Below are 14,699 nucleotides of genomic sequence, written 5' to 3'. Positions count from 1 at the left end.
CGCGCCAGCAAGTTATACCCGGGCTGGTCTTCCCGCTTTTTCGCTAGCTACCCCGCAACAACCGCATCTGCACGTTATGTCCTCTGCCTCCCCTGATTTTCCTGTTCCGGTTGCGGCCGCCACATTCCGCGACACAGTAGCGGAATGGATGCGTCAGTTTCAGGACTGGCTCTGCCATCAGCTGGAAACTACCGATGGGCTGGGCCGCTTCCAGGAAGATGCCTGGCAGCACCATGGCGGCGGGGGCGGCCGCAGCCGCGTCCTGACCAACGGCAACATCATTGAGAAAGGGGGGGTGAATTTTTCGGCGGTGCAGGGTACGATGAGCGAGCAGGCGGCCCGTATGCTGCTGATGCCCAACCCGGAGTATTTTGCTACCGGCGTGTCGGTGGTGCAGCACCCGCGCAGCCCCATGGTACCGATTTCGCACATGAACGTGCGCTATTTTGAGGCCGGCAACGGCGAGGCGTGGTTTGGCGGCGGCCTGGACCTGACCCCGATTTATGTGGACGAGCAGCAGGCCCGCTGGTTTCATCAGCAGATTGCCGATGCCTGTGCCTCCCACAACCCCACATATTACGCCCGTTTCAAGCAGTGGGCCGACGACTACTTCTACCTCACGCACCGCCAGGAAACCCGTGGTATCGGCGGCATCTTCTTCGACCGGCTTATTGTAGGAAAGGACGGTGACCGGGAGGCGTTGTTTGCCTTCGTGCGGGCAATGGGCGAAGTTTTCGGCCGCACATACTGCGAGCTGCTGCGCCAGAATGCTGACCTGCCATTCACGGAGCGCGAAAAGAAATGGCAGCTGGTGCGGCGCGGCCGCTACGCCGAGTTCAACCTGGCCATCGACCGGGGCACACGCTTCGGGCTGGAAACCGGCGGCCGCACTGAAAGCATCCTCATGAGCCTACCGCCCCAGGCCGAGTGGCACTACAACCTCACGCCTGAGCCCGGCTCGGCGGAAGCTGCTACCCAGGCCTGGCTGCGCAAAGGCGTCGATTGGTTCACCGAAACGCCGCGCACCGCTTGATCGAGACCCTACAAGCCTTCGACAACTGGCTGCTGCTGACAGCCAACCGCAACCACACGGCCAAGCTGGACACGCTGATGGTATTCTTCACGGAGCGTTTCGTGTGGTTTCCTGCGTATTTTGTGCTGCTCGTGCTACTGGCCTATTTGTTTGGGCGCCGGGCCTATCTGCTACTGCCGCTGCTGGGCCTGAGCGTTGCGTTGGCCGACAGCATTTCCAGCCGGCTGTTCAAGCCGTATTTTGCCCGCCTACGCCCCTGCCACAACCCCGACCTGTCGGCTACGCTGAACCTGGTAAACGGCTGCGGCGGGCAGTTCGGATTTATGTCGTCGCACGCGGCCAATGCCTTTGCCCTCACCGTATTCATGGCGCTGGTGCTGCCGCGGCGTTTCCGGATTGCCAAGTGGCTGCTGCTGGCCTGGGCCGTGGTGGTGAGCTACAGCCGTATTTACCTGGCAGCTCACTTTCCTTCCGATGTGCTGGCCGGAGCTCTGCTGGGTAGTGCGCTGGCCTGGATTTGCGCCACACTCTACAAGCGGCAGGCCGCGAAGTGGTGGCCGGAAAACCAGCCGGTGTAGCCCAAACCTCGGAGCCTCCTATACTGAAAGGCCGGGGTCCTGAGTGGGTGCCTCTGGCCCCAGCACTCGCCGCAGCACCTGTTCCAGCGCCTGCAGCGTTACCACGTCGCCTTGCAGCAGTACTCGCTGGGGTTGCCACAGCAGCAGCTTGCGCGGCCGGTCATCTTCCTGCGTGGTGCAGTAAAGCATGCCGCCGGCCTTCGGGCTGACTGACCGGGTGTAAAACCCTTCCCGGATCTGAGTGAAGCCGAACGAGAGCAGTGTGTGGTGGAAGTAGCTCATAGCAAAAGGCAAATCAGCTGCTCGTGATACGAAAAGTGCATTTCTCTAGCTGCTTACTAGCCTTGCCGCATAGGGCGGCAAGAAGCCGTTACGCTACGGTACCGCCACAACTGGACCCGGCGCCGGCCGTGCAGCCGTAGCAGTGCTGGTTCACAACGATGGCGCGCTGGGCCAGTGCCGCCGCGTCGAAGTCGCGGATGTGCCGCACCGGGCTGGCTACATGCAGGTCGAGCATCTGGTTGAAGTCGCAGTCGTAGAGCCCTCCGTCCCAGCCCACCGAAATTGTGTTGCGGCACATCACACCGGCCGCCGCCACGGGGTTGAAGGCATTGACCAGCTTTTCCATGTAGCCCGCATAGTTGCTGGATTCTATCAAGTAATCCAGGTAGCGGCTCACGGGCAGGTTGGTGATGGCAAACAGCTCGTTGAAGACGATGCCGTGGTCTTTGAGCAACACCCGCTTAAACTGGTCCTGCAACCCTTTCTGGCCTCCAGGCAGGAATGCACCGGCGGGGTTATACACCAGATTCAGTACCAGCCCCGAACCTGCCTGGCCGTAGCCGACGGCATTGAGCATTTTCAACGCTCGGATGGAATCCTCAAACACGCCGTTACCACGCTGCCGGTCGGTTTTTTCGGCTGTGTAGAAAGGCAGTGAGCTTACGACTTCCACGCCGTGCTGCTTGAAGAAGTCCGGCAAATCATGATACTTCCGGTTGGCTACGATGATGGTCAGGTTACAGCGCACAAGCACCTTGCGCCCCAGCCGGCTGATTTCCTCCACAAACCAGCGGAAGTCTGGGTTCATTTCAGGCGCCCCGCCAGTCAGATCCACCACCGGAATATCCGTCTGAGCCAGCGCATCCAGGCAATACTGCATGGTCTGGCGGGTCATGATTTCTTTGCGGTCAGGGCCGGCATCTACGTGGCAGTGCCGGCAAACCTGATTGCACATCTTGCCCACGTTGATTTGCAGCACGGTGGGCTCTACCGGAGTAAGCGGAAACAGGCCGGCTCCCCGGAGCTGCTCATGAAACAGCGGCAGGTGCAGCGTGTCGGCAACTTCCTGACGAAGCACCGTGAGCTGAAAGGCCGAATCAGCGAGTTGATGGTTGGTGGCCTGAAGGGATTTTATCATCAGTAAGCGTGGCAGCAGCGGGAAGAAGTCGGGAAAGCCGGACTAATTGGCTTCCAATATCGGGGAAACGGAGCGGCCGCCGATGTACGAAAAGCAACGGCAGGCCGATTTAGTTGCCTGAACATTGATAAAAATGCTAGGAACAACACCCCCGCTCGGGTTGCCGGATGAGCGTGGCCGCGCCACAACCCGGTAGAAAAAAGGGCCAGGCGCTACAAAAAAGCAACCCGAAAAACCGGGCGCCAAACCTTTTCCGCTGTTGCCGCACGTATATGCCCGGCCATGCAACTACTCCTGCTTTCTTCCCGCAACACGGCGCGCCTGGTGGCAGCCAGCTCCCTACTGATTCTCAGCGCCTTCGTCAGCCCGCCACCCACACCGCACCTTCCCGGGGCTCCTCTGCCCGCAGCCCCGGCAGCGGCCGGAGTCGACCACAGTGGGTTCGATAAGCTCCTGAAAAAGTACGTAAACGAAAAGGGGCTGGTCAACTACAAAGCCTGGAAAACCGACCAGGGGGCCTTCAACCAGTACCTGCAGCTGCTGAGCCGGAATCCGCCGGCGGCCAGCTGGAGCAAAGCGGAGCAAATGGCTTATTGGATCAATGCCTACAATGCCTACACCATCCGGCTGGTGCTGGACCACTACCCGGTGCGAAGCATCAAGGACATCGGCTCGAAAATCCAGATTCCGCTTGTGACCACACCCTGGGCTACCAAATTCTTTTCCATCGGGGGCGAGAAGATGAGCCTGGATAACATTGAGCACAGCATCCTACGCAAGCAATACAATGATCCGCGCATTCACTTTGCGTTGGTTTGCGCCTCCATCAGCTGCCCGCGCCTGCGCCCCGAAGCCTATACGGCGGCCCGGCTGGAAAGCCAGCTTGATGACCAAGGCCGCGACTTCTTAAATAATCCGGCCAAAAACAAGATCGGTAAGTCTTCGGCCCAATTGTCCATGTACTTCGACTGGTACAAGAGCGACTGGACCAGCAATGGGCAAACAGTAGCCGGCTGGGTAAACAGATACGCCGCCACCAAAATGGACAGCAACGCCAAAATCAGCTACCTCGACTACAACTGGCAGCTGAACCAGCAGTAGCCGCGGCCGCCACGCAACGGTCGTAGTGGAACCGGTGCTTATCTTGGTGGCAAAATGCACTACGGCTCGTCAGCACTACTGCTCGTCCTCCGCTCCGATTTCCCGTCCCTCCTTCTCTGCGTATTATGACCGTCTCGCCGGTTCCGGGTCCCCTCCGCTCCCTGCCGCCCGCTACCGCGCTGGCAGACCTGCTGGCTGTGTCGATGACGGGTATTATCTATTATACGCCCATTTACGACCCGGCGGACTCAGGTAATATCATCGATTTCTGCTTCGAATACCTGAACCCAGCGGCCCAGCGCATGATGCGCATGCCGGAAGTGCCCACCGTGACGCACAACGAGCAGTGGCCCCACAGCAAGGCCCACGGCACGTTCGACTTTCACGTGGATGCCTTTGTGAGCGGCGAACCCCGCGAATACAATATCAACTACCAGGCCGACGGCTACGACAACTACTACCGCCTGGCCGCTCGCCGCTCCGGCGACGGACTGTGGGTGAGCTTCACCGACACGGCCGACCAGCCCCGCTCGCCCGTGGAAGTAGCCCTGCGTGCGGCACAGGCGGCCGAAAAGGCGGCCCGTGCCGAAGCAGAAGCTCAGCGCCAGCGCTTCTATGAGGTGCTCATGCAGCTGCCCGCCCACGTGGCCGTGCATGAGGGGCCCAACCAAGTATTCACGCTCGTCAACCCTCACTACCTGCGCGTAGCCAACGGGCGCGCCCTGCTGGGACAGCCCATTCGTGCGGTTTGGCCCGAGTTGGCCAGCCATGGCATTCTCGACGAGCTAGACCGGGTGTACCAGACCGGTGAGCCATTCATTGCATCCGGGCTACCGGTTCAGGCCGACTTTACGCGCACTGGCCAGCTGCAGCAGGTGTACTACGACTTCTTTTTCCTGGCTTTGCGCGACGGCCAGGGTCAGATAACCGGAGTGCTCAACTTCTCCTACGACGTGACAGGCTCGGTGCGCGCCCGCCAGCAGATCGAACAGATGAACCAGGAGCTGGAAACCCGCGTGCTGGAGCGCACGGCCGCGCTGCAGGAAAGCGAAGCCCGGTTTCGCATCATGGCCGACGCGGCTCCCAACCAGGTGTGGGCCGTCAACCCGGATTCGAGTATTCGCTACGCCAACCAGGCGTTTCTGGACTTTGTGGGCGTAAGCCTGGAGCAGTACGTGGCCACAGGCTGGGCGGCCTACCTCCTTCCGGAAGATCTTGCACTGGCCCAGAATACTTTGGAAACGGCAATTCGCAGTCGCTCCCTGTATGTGCTCGAGCACCGCATGCGCCGCCACGACGGGCAGTACCGCTGGCTGCTGGCTCAGGGGGCGCCCAGCTTTTATGCCAACGGCGAACTGTACGGTTACGTAGGCTCGGCCATTGACATCACCGAACTCAAGCATACCAATGAGCAGCTGGTACGCACCAACGTCGACCTGGACAACTTTATTTACGCCGCTTCGCACGATCTGCGCGAGCCAATCACTAACCTAGTAGGCCTGGTGGAGGCGCTGCAGGAGCAGCTGGCCCTCGCGCCGGCCCCCACCGACCCACTGGTGCCGCGCCTGCTGGCCATGATAGAGCAAGCCGTAGCGCGGTTTCAGCTCACCATTGCCCAGCTCACGGATGTGGCTCAACTGCAGCAGGCGTGGGAGTTGCCAGCCGAAGCAGTAGATCTACGGGCCCTGATAGAATCGGTACAGCTGGACCTGGGCTCGAAAATAGAGGCGGCCGGGGCACACCTGACAGTAGCACTAGCCAATGACTGCGCTATCCGTTTTGCCCCCAAAAACCTGCGCAGCATCATCTACAACCTGCTCAGCAATGCCCTGAAGTACCGTCATCCGGAGCGGCCGCCACTCGTGCAACTGCGCTGCTACCGCGCCAGCGACACGCTGGTACTGGAAGTGCAGGACAATGGCCTGGGGGTAGACAAAGTGCAGCAGGCCCGCTTGTTCGGCCTGTTTCAGCGCCTGCACACCCACGTGGAGGGCTCGGGTATGGGCCTGTACATGGTGAAGCGCATTGCTGAGAATGCCGGGGGCCACGTGCGCGTGCAGAGCCAGCCCGGCGTAGGATCCACGTTTACCGTGGTGTTGCCCGTGCAGCCCTAGCCGCACCAGCCACTGCCCCAGCAATATTGGCGGCGGGCATTGACAGCGGGCCTGGTTGGTAGCCAGGGTGTGTTGGCAGTAAACAGGCGTTGTTTTTCCGGACGTGCTTTGAAATATCGGCCGGCGCTATTTTATTACTTATTCCTGTTTATCTTTTCCTTATGACTGATCAACACTCTGGCACTCGCTGGCCGGCTTTACCGGCTGATACCTGGATGGCCACCCGCGAAACGCTCCACCGCTGGACCCAAATTGTGGGCAAAACCCGCCTAGCACTGAGCCCCATGCTCAACCATTGGTGGCAGGTACCGCTGTATATCACGCCCCGGGGGCTTTCTACTGGGCCCATGCCCTACGCCGCTGGCAGCTGTGAAGTCGTATTTGATTTCCGCTCACACCGGCTTCGGGTGCATACCTGCGACGGACGGACCCACCAACTGGCCCTAGAGCCCCGCTCCGTGGCAGATTTCTACCATGCGTACCGGGCCCTGCTGCGCGAAGCCGGTATTGAGGTGACGCTGTGGCCCGTGCCCGTAGAGATAGAAGACGCCACCCCCTTTGCCGAGGACCATGACCGCCGCTCCTACGACGCAACGGCCGTAGAAACGTTCTGGGACATTATGCTCAGCGCCGACCGGGTGCTGCAGGAGTTTCGCAGTATTTTCTTGGGCAAGTGCAGCCCGGTACACTTCTTCTGGGGCAGCTTCGATCTGGCTGTCACGCGCTTCTCGGGCCGTCCGGCCCCACCCCACCCCGGCGGCATACCCCATTTAGCCGACTGGGTAACTCGCGAATCATACTCGCAGGAGCAGATTGCGGCCGGCTGGTGGCCCGGCGGCAACGGGCAGGAGGCGGCCTTTTACAGCTATGCCTACCCCGGCCTACCAGCACTGGCCGAGGCCGCCATCCAGCCCGCTGAAGCATTCTATAGTAAAGAAATGGGAGAGTTTTTCCTGCCCTACGAAGCCGCACGCACGGCGCCCGACCCGCACCAGACTATCATGCGATTTTTGCAAAGCACCTACGACGCGGCGGCAACCCTGGCCCACTGGGACCGGGCAAATCTGGAGCGCAGCTGAGAGGCCAACAAGCAGACTAAGCACCGTCGATGCACTTTGCATCGTGGGGTAGCATACCCATATAGACCCACCGCAATTAGGAGCAGGCGTTTTAATAGCCAGACAATGGCTTAGCGCAGACCAAGGATGACGGCAGCCAGCAGCACCAGTGACGCCATGAAGACGGAAATGATGAATGTATCTCGGCCGGAAGTGGGGACAGGTTCCATAGGGTGGGGAAAGCTAAGTAGAAAGCCAGCGTTGCTAGTGTGGCAGCACTGGTTGGGCGGCTTGGCGCACTGGGGCGTGGGTTAGCTCCGTGGCTAAAGATTGGCCACTGGCCCAGGCATCCAGATTCTGATGGGTGGTGGCGGCAATGTTGCGCAGCGCCTCCTGCGTCAGGAAAGCCTGGTGCCCGGTGATGAGGACGTTGGGGTAGGTAAGCAGACGGGCAAACACAGCATCAGTGGGCGGGCGCTGCGAATGATCCTGAAAGAACAGGGCTTGCTCCCGCTCATATACGTCGAGGCCCAAGTAGCCCAGTTGTCCCGAATCCAGGGCCGCTAAGGCGGCTTCGGTATCGAGTTCGGCTCCCCGGCTGGTATTAATCAGCATGACGCCCGGCTTCATCTGTGCCAGCAGCGCGGCATTAATCAGGTACGGAGCGTGCGGCACCATGGGCGCATGCAGTGTGATAATGTCGGCTTCGGCACAGAGCTGCTCCAGGGTAGTATAGGTCAGGCCATGGCGCTGGGCCAGCTCCTGGTTGGGCAGTGGGTCGTAGCCCAGTAGCCGGCAGCCAAAGCCCTTCAGAATACCGGCCACGATGCCGCCAATGTGCCCCAGACCGATGATACCAACGGTTTTGCCATGCAAATCGAAGCCAATAAGCTCATCGAGCCGAAAGTCATAGGCCCGGAGCTGACGGTCCGCCTGAATGAGGCGGCGGTTGAGCGCCAGCATCAGTGCTACCGCGTGCTCAGCAATTGCGTATGGAGAGTACTCGGGTACGTTGGCCACATGCAGGCCCAGCCGCTGGGCGTGTTCTAAGTCTACCTGGTCGTGGCCAGTAGCCCGGATGGTCATAAACCGTACTCCCTGCGCGTGCAGGACATCCAGAACCGGAGCCGAGGCGTCGTCGGTGCTGAAAATGGCTACCGCCTCCGAGCCGTGCGCCAAGGCCGCTGTTTCGACCGTCAGATTGGCCTCAATGAAGCTTAGCGGGTGCTCAGAACCGAGTGCATCACTTAAATAGGCTCGTTCAAAAGGCTTGGTGCTAAAAACTGTGGTTTTCATAGGGCAGCAGTGAGGTACGAAAGCAAATATCCAGGTCTTGTGCCAGGAAAAGAATGAGCGAAATCATGTTCGGCTATGATGCATGTCACGACAACTGGCCGGGCAAATTCCAAGCTTTGCAGGGCGTGCCAGCCTATTAGCGGCACTTCTTCACGCTTGCCGGCATACGGGCTCTTGGCGTACCCGATTTCGGACGCCGAGGGCCACCAAGCATGCCTGTGGCTTTCTTAGTCCCTTGGCTACTGCCACACCTGCAACAGGCCGGCAGTGGTGGCGCTGCCTGGTTTCTTACCTTATACGGGCGTACCACTCTCGTGCCTGTTTCGGCCCGGCTCTTATCTACCTACTGATGCCCGAACTATCTGAACCCAAGTCTATTGCACAACCTGTGCGCGCCCTAGGACTTACGGAGGCCGAAGCCCGGGCGAGGCAACAGCGCTACGGTCCGAATGCGGTGGAAGCCACGCCCCCCGACTCCTGGGTACGGGTGCTACTGCGGCAGTTCCGCAGCCTCATCGTGGCGGTACTCAGTGGTGCCGCCATTTTCTCCTTTGCTTTCCATGATTACGCGGAAGGTTACGCCATCTTGGCTGTCGTTCTGATTAATGCCGGTATCGGTTTCTGGCTCGAATGGAATGCGCAGGCCTCGATGACGGCACTGCGCCGCCTGGGCCAGACCACCGCCCGGGTGCTGCGCGAGGGGCAGGTACGCGCCATTCCTTCCGATGAAGTAACTGTGGGCGACGTGCTGCTGGTGGAAGCGGGCGAAGTGGTAGCCGCCGACTCACGCCTGTTTGAGGCCCAGCAGCTGCAGGTCAACGAATCAACCCTCACCGGGGAGTCGATGCCGGTCAGTAAAACACTTCCTGCTACTGCAGTTCCGCCAACGGAGCAGACTGGCGGGCTGTTGTTCAAAGGCACAGCCGTGGTAAATGGTACCGGGCGCGCCACTGTGACGGGGGTAGGCGGCGGTACGCAGCTCGGCGAAATTGCCCGGCTTATGCAGCAGGCCGAACGCACAGCTACTCCTCTGGAGGCCAAGCTGGCCCGCCTTACCCGTCAACTCGTGATGCTCACAGTTGGGCTGGCTGGCCTGTATGTGCTGCTGGGTTTGTGGCGGGGCAAGCCGGTTCATTTGCTCCTGGAAACGGCTATTGTGCTGGCTGTGGCCGCTATTCCCGAAGGCATGGCCATTGTGGCTACGCTGGCCTTGGCCTACGGCATGCTGCGGCTGGCGCACCGTCAGGTACTGGTGAAGCGCCTGGCAGCCGTGGAAACGCTGGGCAGCACCGACATCATCTTCACCGACAAGACCGGTACGCTTACCCAGAACCAAATGGCAGTGCATACCGTCTGGCTGCCCGAAGCCCAGCTAACTTTTCCGCCTACAACAGGACACATGCAAGCTGTGGCTGCCGGTGAAGCGTATCAGCGGCTGCTGCGGGCCGCCGTACTCTGCAACAACGCAACCTATTCGTCGGCGCATCCCGAAGCCGCGCTTGGCGACCCGCTGGAAGTAGCCTTGCTGGCGCTGGCCGCCGAAAGCCATTTTGCAGTAGCTGATGTTCAGGCTATGACGCGGCTGGCAGAGCAGCCATTTAACTCCGATACCCGCCTGATGGCCACGCTGCACCGGCAGCCCAACGCGGGCAGCCTGGTTACGGTGAAAGGCGCGGCGGAGGATGTGCTGCGCCTGTGCATGCGGCAGCAAGCGGCCACGGGGGCCTTACCGTTGGCGGTGGCTGAGCAGGCCGAATGGCTGCTGCGCGCCGAGCAGCTGGCCCAAACCGGCCTGCGCACCCTGGCCTTGGCCCAGCGCATACAGACCGATGAAAACCCGACTGACCTGGCCCGTGACCTGACCTGGCTAGGGATGGTTGCCTTTCTCGACCCGGCCCGGCCCGAAGTTATTCCGGCCATTGAGGCTTGCCAGCGGGCCGGTATTCGGGTACTTATGGTCACCGGCGACCATCCGGCCACGGCCCTCACTGTTGCCCGGCAGGTACATCTGGCCCCCGAAACTGCCGAATTGACTATCACCGGCAGCGAATTGGCCGCGCTGCTGGCCCAGCCTGCAGTGCCCGGCCACGGCCTCCAGCAGACCTGCGTATTTGCCCGCGTCAGTCCGGCCCAGAAACTAGACCTTATCAGCTACTACCAGCAGCAGGGCCATGTGGTGGCCATGATAGGTGACGGCGTGAATGATGCGCCGGCGCTAAAAAAGGCCGATATCGGGGTGGCTATGGGGCTGCATGGCACGCAGGTGGCCAGCGAAGCCGCCTCGCTGGTGCTACGCGACGACTCATTTGCTTCCGTGGTGGCGGCTGTGGAGCAGGGCCGCATTATTTTTACCAACATCCGCCGCTTCGTGTTATATCTGGTTTCCTGCAACCTGAGCGAACTGCTCGTGGTGCTTGCGGCGGGCCTGGCGGGAGTTGATTCGGTGCTGCTTCCGCTACAGATTCTGTTTCTCAACCTGCTCACCGATGTTTTCCCGGCGCTGGCCCTGAGTGTGGGCAAAGGCAGCCGCCACGTCATGGAGCAGCCTCCCCACGATCCGCAAAGCCCCATGATGCGCCCCACGGATTGGCAACTGGCCGGCGCCTATGCCGCGCTAATGACAGCGGCCTTGCTGGGCTGCTATTATGTGGCCCGCCACCACTTCGGTTTCGGGCCTGCCACGGCCACCACCATCCTGTTTTACGGTCTGGCTACTGCGCAGCTTGTGCACGTGTCCAATATGGCCGGCAGCCGGCACCGGCACTTCACCGACAATGATGTACTGCGCAACCGCTACGTCTGGCTGGCGCTGGCTTTGTGCACCATTCTGCTGCTGCTTTCTTACTACCTGCCTCTGTTTCGTCAGCTTCTGGGCATCCAACCTCTCACGCTTCCGGCGTTGTTGCTTGTTCTGGTTCCGGCCGGCGCCGTACTGGGGCTAGGCCCTCTGCTACACCACATTTTCAGCTGGCGTAAGTTGCCTACACGCCATATAGGGGCAGTTACAGACAGGGTTGCTGCCAGAGCTGTTTGAGCGGAATAAGGCTTAATCGGCTCTAAAAACAACCTAAAGGGTTAGGCCCCAGTCAGGCGATGCACACGAAGGCTTGCTAAACCGAACGAGCACGTGCTGTAAATATGGCCTATTGTCGCTCTATTCTACACTCGTCGGCCAGGTAACCTTACTGCGGGACAGGCAGGCGCAAACGCCTGCGTAGCAAGTGGAACATGCTAGGGCTTCATTCGCGCTTTTAGGGCGTCCTCCAGCCCTTGCTCATCATAGAACCGCTTAAAAAGAGTCTCCATAGTACGCACGTTCTGCAACGGGTTGTACCCCTGTTCAAACAGCGCCTGCACCAGTAACTCAAAATTGTAGGTAGCCGCGACGTACCCGTAATTGTATTTCCTGAATGTCTCAGCCGACTCCTTCAGCCGATTGGCATACTGGGTAAGAAAGGCATCGAAATCCGGCTTGGTCATGGTTTCCGGTGCCTTCATTTTCCGAAGCGCATCGATATAGTCGTGGTGAAAATAGTAGTAGCCAAAAAGCGGCCGGCGGTCTTGGGCATGCAGCTGCACCAAGGCGGCCACACTAGCGGCGGTAGTATCCGGGGCGTTCCAGGCCATCTTGAAATGCCGTCCGGGCACTACATCGAATAAGGTCACCGCAGCGTAAGCGGCCGGCTCTTTTCTGCTGCGGGAAATTATCAGCTGGCGGTTGGCTACAGACACTATCTGCTCGTAGCCATTGGCAGTGGGCGGCTCCTGTTTAGGGGAAAAGTCCGGAAAAAGGCGCTTGCTCAGCAGGCTGTCGGCGCCAATGGTGAACTGCACCAGCCCGCTACGATGAATCAGGTACCAGGTGCCCCGCACGCCCTGCGCTTGGCTAACATGGGCTAGCAATACCACTAGAATAGTCCCTACTATGCGCATAGGCCACATGCCGTCTATTTGCCTAGCAATTTGGCCACGTACTTGCCCACGATGTCGAATTCCAGATTCACTTGGTGGCCCGGCCGCAGGTCCTGGAACGTGGTGTGCTCGTAGGTATACGGAATGATGGCCACCGAGAAACCGCCGTCGGTGCTATTGAAGCAGGTGAGGCTGGTACCGTTGATGCAGATAGAGCCTTTTTCCACGGTCACGCGGCCGGGGCCGGGCGCATGCCGGAACCGGTAGAGCCAAGAGCCGTTCTGGTCTTCCACGGCCTCACATTCCGCCGTCAGGTCCACGTGGCCCTGCACAATGTGGCCATCGAAGCGGCCGTTAGCGGCCAGGCAGCGCTCCAGATTCACGCGGCGGCCGGGCTGCCAGTGCGCCAGATTGGTTTTCTGCAGCGTCTCGTCAATGGCCGTTACCACGTGGGTACCTGCCATGCCGTCCACGGCTACTACGGTCAGGCACACGCCGTCGTGGGCCACGCTCTGGTCAATCTTCAACTCGGCCGCAAACGGTGACTGCACGGTAAAATGGATGTTGCTGCCTTCGCGGCGAACCTGCGCAATAGTGCCTAGGCCTTCTATGATTCCGGTAAACATGATGTTGCTGTACTGAGTGGTGATGCGCGGCTGGAATAAACGGCTACCTCTTTAACAATTCACGCAGCCAATCTATTTCCCCCGGCCTTCCATGATGATTTTGAGCGTGTAGAGCAGCACGCGAAAGTCCATAGCTAGGCTCATGTTTTCGATGTAGAGGATGTCGAACTTGAGCCGTTCTACCATCTGGGCTACGGTTTCAGCGTAGCCATATTTCACTTGCCCGAGGCTGGTGAGGCCGGGCCGCACGCGGTGCAAATGGCGGTAGTGAGGCGCAATCTTCACAATCTGGTCGATGAAAAACTGTCGCTCGGGCCGCGGCCCCACAATGCTCATGTCGCCCTTGATGACGTTCCAGAACTGCGGCAGCTCATCGAGCCGGACTTTGCGCATAAACCGGCCCCAGGGCGTAATGCGTGGGTCGTGGTCGGAGCTGAGCGATGGACCCTGCTTCTCGGCGTCGGTATACATCGAGCGGAACTTGTAGATGCGGAACGGGTGCCCCTGCCGCCCGATGCGCTCCTGCGAGTAGAATACCGGTCCCGGCGACGACAGTTTTACCATGATGGCCGTGAAGGCATACACGGGCCAGGCCAGCAGCAGAAACAGCGCCGACGCAGTAACATCAATAACGCGCTTAAGCACCTTTTGCCACACCGGCAGCAGATCCTGCTTGATTTCAATGAGCGGCGTACCGAATACGTGGCTCACCTTCACCGAGCCCAGCAGCATCTGGTACAGGTCGGGCAGGATGCTGACACGGGCTGGGGTGCCTTCCAGCAGCGTCAGAATCTCCTCAATCACGCGGTGTTCACTGGGCTCAATGGCAATAACAATCTGCTCGATTTTGAGCGCCCGAACCAGAGCCGGCAGGCGGCGGTAGGAGCCGCGGGCGGGCAATTCGGCCGCCAGCGCTGCGTCCACGGTGCCTTCCTCAATGGGTGCGTAGCCTACCAGCTTCAGGCCCAGGTGGCGGCCGGTGCGGCGCAGCTCCTGCAGCGTTTCCAGGGCCAGCGCATTGGAGCCCACCAGCAGCGTATTGAAGTAAATAGTGCCGTTGCGCACCAGATGCTGCACGCTGCTCACGGCCCAGGTGCGCAGCACGGCCGTAATGGTGAAATGCAGCAGGAAGTAGGCGGAAATGGTTTTGTAGTACGAGCGGTAGTTCTGCACGCCCTCGTCGTCGAGGAGCAGCACGAAGAAAATAACCACCGCCCCCAGCACCGATACGCGAGCCAGCCGGATAATCTCGGCCAAGCGCGACTTGCGAAAAATGTCGCGGTATTCGCCAATCAGAGCGTACAGCGCGGTCCAGAAGGCGGCAATGAAAATAGCGGAGCCGGTCAGGTCGAACAGCACGCCTTCCGTGAACCGGTAGCCCGTCATTTCATTGAGCAGGTACTTGCGTGCGATATAGAAACACACCCAGGCCAACAGGGCTGCCAGAAAGTCGGCGGCTATCAGCTTCAGTAGTTGGATAGTGCGAATCAAGGGCGGCGCAATCGGGGCGGCGGGAAAGCCAGCAGATGGTTTTATGGGCACGAATGGGTACTTTCGCACC

The 14,699-nt window shown here is 60.1% G+C and carries 12 protein-coding genes; 6 read left to right on the top strand and 6 right to left on the bottom strand.

What is annotated here, in order from left to right; translation table 11 throughout:
• The first annotated feature begins 76 nt into the window (after window positions 1-76).
• Both hemF and H4317_RS09215 read left to right on the top strand, forming a co-directional pair.
• Entirely contained in the window at window positions 77-1,033 is a 957-nt protein-coding gene (gene hemF / locus H4317_RS09220; protein ID WP_185889826.1) for an oxygen-dependent coproporphyrinogen oxidase, read from the top strand.
• Window positions 1,030-1,611, top strand: a complete 582-nt coding sequence (locus H4317_RS09215; protein WP_185889825.1) for a phosphatase PAP2 family protein — start codon at window positions 1,030-1,032, stop codon at window positions 1,609-1,611. Before hemF ends, H4317_RS09215 begins: the two co-directional genes overlap by 4 nt.
• 18 nt (window positions 1,612-1,629) lie before the next feature.
• On the opposite strand, the gene H4317_RS09210 is transcribed toward H4317_RS09215, so the two are convergent.
• Together H4317_RS09210 and arsS are read right to left on the bottom strand one after the other, a co-directional pair.
• The gene (locus tag H4317_RS09210) at window positions 1,630-1,893 is read right to left on the bottom strand and encodes a hypothetical protein (protein ID WP_185889824.1); all 264 of its coding nucleotides are present in this window, start codon (window positions 1,891-1,893) and stop codon (window positions 1,630-1,632) included.
• An 88-nt stretch (window positions 1,894-1,981) separates the two neighbouring features.
• Window positions 1,982-3,028: an arsenosugar biosynthesis radical SAM (seleno)protein ArsS gene (arsS, locus tag H4317_RS09205; RefSeq protein ID WP_185889990.1), complete on the bottom strand. Its 1,047-nt coding sequence runs from the start codon at window positions 3,026-3,028 to the stop codon at window positions 1,982-1,984.
• A gap of 285 nt (window positions 3,029-3,313) precedes the next feature.
• Here arsS and H4317_RS09200 point away from each other — a divergent pair, with 285 nt between their 5' ends.
• The 3 genes from H4317_RS09200 to H4317_RS09190 all read left to right on the top strand — a co-directional run bounded on the left by H4317_RS09200 (window position 3,314) and on the right by H4317_RS09190 (window position 7,325).
• On the top strand, window positions 3,314-4,132 hold the full coding sequence (locus H4317_RS09200; protein ID WP_185889823.1) for a DUF547 domain-containing protein: 819 nt from the start codon (window positions 3,314-3,316) through the stop codon (window positions 4,130-4,132).
• 125 nt (window positions 4,133-4,257) lie between these two features.
• Window positions 4,258-6,246, top strand: a complete 1,989-nt coding sequence (locus H4317_RS09195; RefSeq protein ID WP_185889822.1) for a PAS domain-containing sensor histidine kinase — start codon at window positions 4,258-4,260, stop codon at window positions 6,244-6,246.
• Window positions 6,247-6,407: 161 nt separating this feature from the next.
• On the top strand, window positions 6,408-7,325 hold the full coding sequence (locus tag H4317_RS09190) for a DUF5996 family protein (RefSeq protein ID WP_185889821.1): 918 nt from the start codon (window positions 6,408-6,410) through the stop codon (window positions 7,323-7,325).
• 243 nt (window positions 7,326-7,568) lie between these two features.
• Here H4317_RS09190 and H4317_RS09185 read toward each other — a convergent pair whose 3' ends face one another.
• On the bottom strand, window positions 7,569-8,600 hold the full coding sequence (locus H4317_RS09185; RefSeq protein WP_185889820.1) for a 2-hydroxyacid dehydrogenase: 1,032 nt from the start codon (window positions 8,598-8,600) through the stop codon (window positions 7,569-7,571).
• A gap of 349 nt (window positions 8,601-8,949) precedes the next feature.
• On the opposite strand from H4317_RS09185, the gene H4317_RS09180 reads away from it, so the two are divergent.
• A complete protein-coding gene (locus H4317_RS09180) occupies window positions 8,950-11,634 on the top strand; it encodes a cation-translocating P-type ATPase (protein ID WP_185889819.1) in 2,685 nt (894 codons plus the stop codon).
• Window positions 11,635-11,831: 197 nt separating this feature from the next.
• Here the strand turns inward: H4317_RS09180 and H4317_RS09175 are convergent, their stop codons facing one another.
• The 3 genes from H4317_RS09175 to H4317_RS09165 all read right to left on the bottom strand — a co-directional run bounded on the left by H4317_RS09175 (window position 11,832) and on the right by H4317_RS09165 (window position 14,629).
• Window positions 11,832-12,533 carry a hypothetical protein gene (locus tag H4317_RS09175; protein ID WP_185889818.1) on the bottom strand — a complete coding sequence of 234 codons (702 nt, stop codon included), beginning with the start codon at window positions 12,531-12,533 and terminating at the stop codon, window positions 11,832-11,834.
• A gap of 14 nt (window positions 12,534-12,547) precedes the next feature.
• On the bottom strand, window positions 12,548-13,138 hold the full coding sequence (locus H4317_RS09170; RefSeq protein ID WP_185889817.1) for a riboflavin synthase: 591 nt from the start codon (window positions 13,136-13,138) through the stop codon (window positions 12,548-12,550).
• A gap of 72 nt (window positions 13,139-13,210) precedes the next feature.
• Window positions 13,211-14,629 (bottom strand): sugar transferase, encoded by a 1,419-nt coding sequence (locus H4317_RS09165; RefSeq protein WP_260625871.1) that lies wholly within the window; start codon window positions 14,627-14,629, stop codon window positions 13,211-13,213.
• Window positions 14,630-14,699: the final 70 nt, after the last annotated feature.

The organism is Hymenobacter sediminicola, from assembly GCF_014250515.1.
GTDB lineage: Bacteria > Bacteroidota > Bacteroidia > Cytophagales > Hymenobacteraceae > Hymenobacter > Hymenobacter sediminicola.
This window is presented reverse-complemented; position numbering and strand designations above follow the sequence as displayed.

Coding starts and splice junctions, on each gene's coding strand:
- H4317_RS09175 (WP_185889818.1), bottom strand. CDS start 12,533: ATGCGCATAGTAGGGACTATTCTAGTGGTATTGCTAGCCCATGTTAGC.
- H4317_RS09170 (WP_185889817.1), bottom strand. CDS start 13,138: ATGTTTACCGGAATCATAGAAGGCCTAGGCACTATTGCGCAGGTTCGC.
- H4317_RS09185 (WP_185889820.1), bottom strand. CDS start 8,600: ATGAAAACCACAGTTTTTAGCACCAAGCCTTTTGAACGAGCCTATTTA.
- H4317_RS09195 (WP_185889822.1), top strand. CDS start 4,258: ATGACCGTCTCGCCGGTTCCGGGTCCCCTCCGCTCCCTGCCGCCCGCT.
- H4317_RS09210 (WP_185889824.1), bottom strand. CDS start 1,893: ATGAGCTACTTCCACCACACACTGCTCTCGTTCGGCTTCACTCAGATC.
- H4317_RS09180 (WP_185889819.1), top strand. CDS start 8,950: ATGCCCGAACTATCTGAACCCAAGTCTATTGCACAACCTGTGCGCGCC.
- H4317_RS09190 (WP_185889821.1), top strand. CDS start 6,408: ATGACTGATCAACACTCTGGCACTCGCTGGCCGGCTTTACCGGCTGAT.
- H4317_RS09200 (WP_185889823.1), top strand. CDS start 3,314: ATGCAACTACTCCTGCTTTCTTCCCGCAACACGGCGCGCCTGGTGGCA.
- hemF (WP_185889826.1), top strand. CDS start 77: ATGTCCTCTGCCTCCCCTGATTTTCCTGTTCCGGTTGCGGCCGCCACA.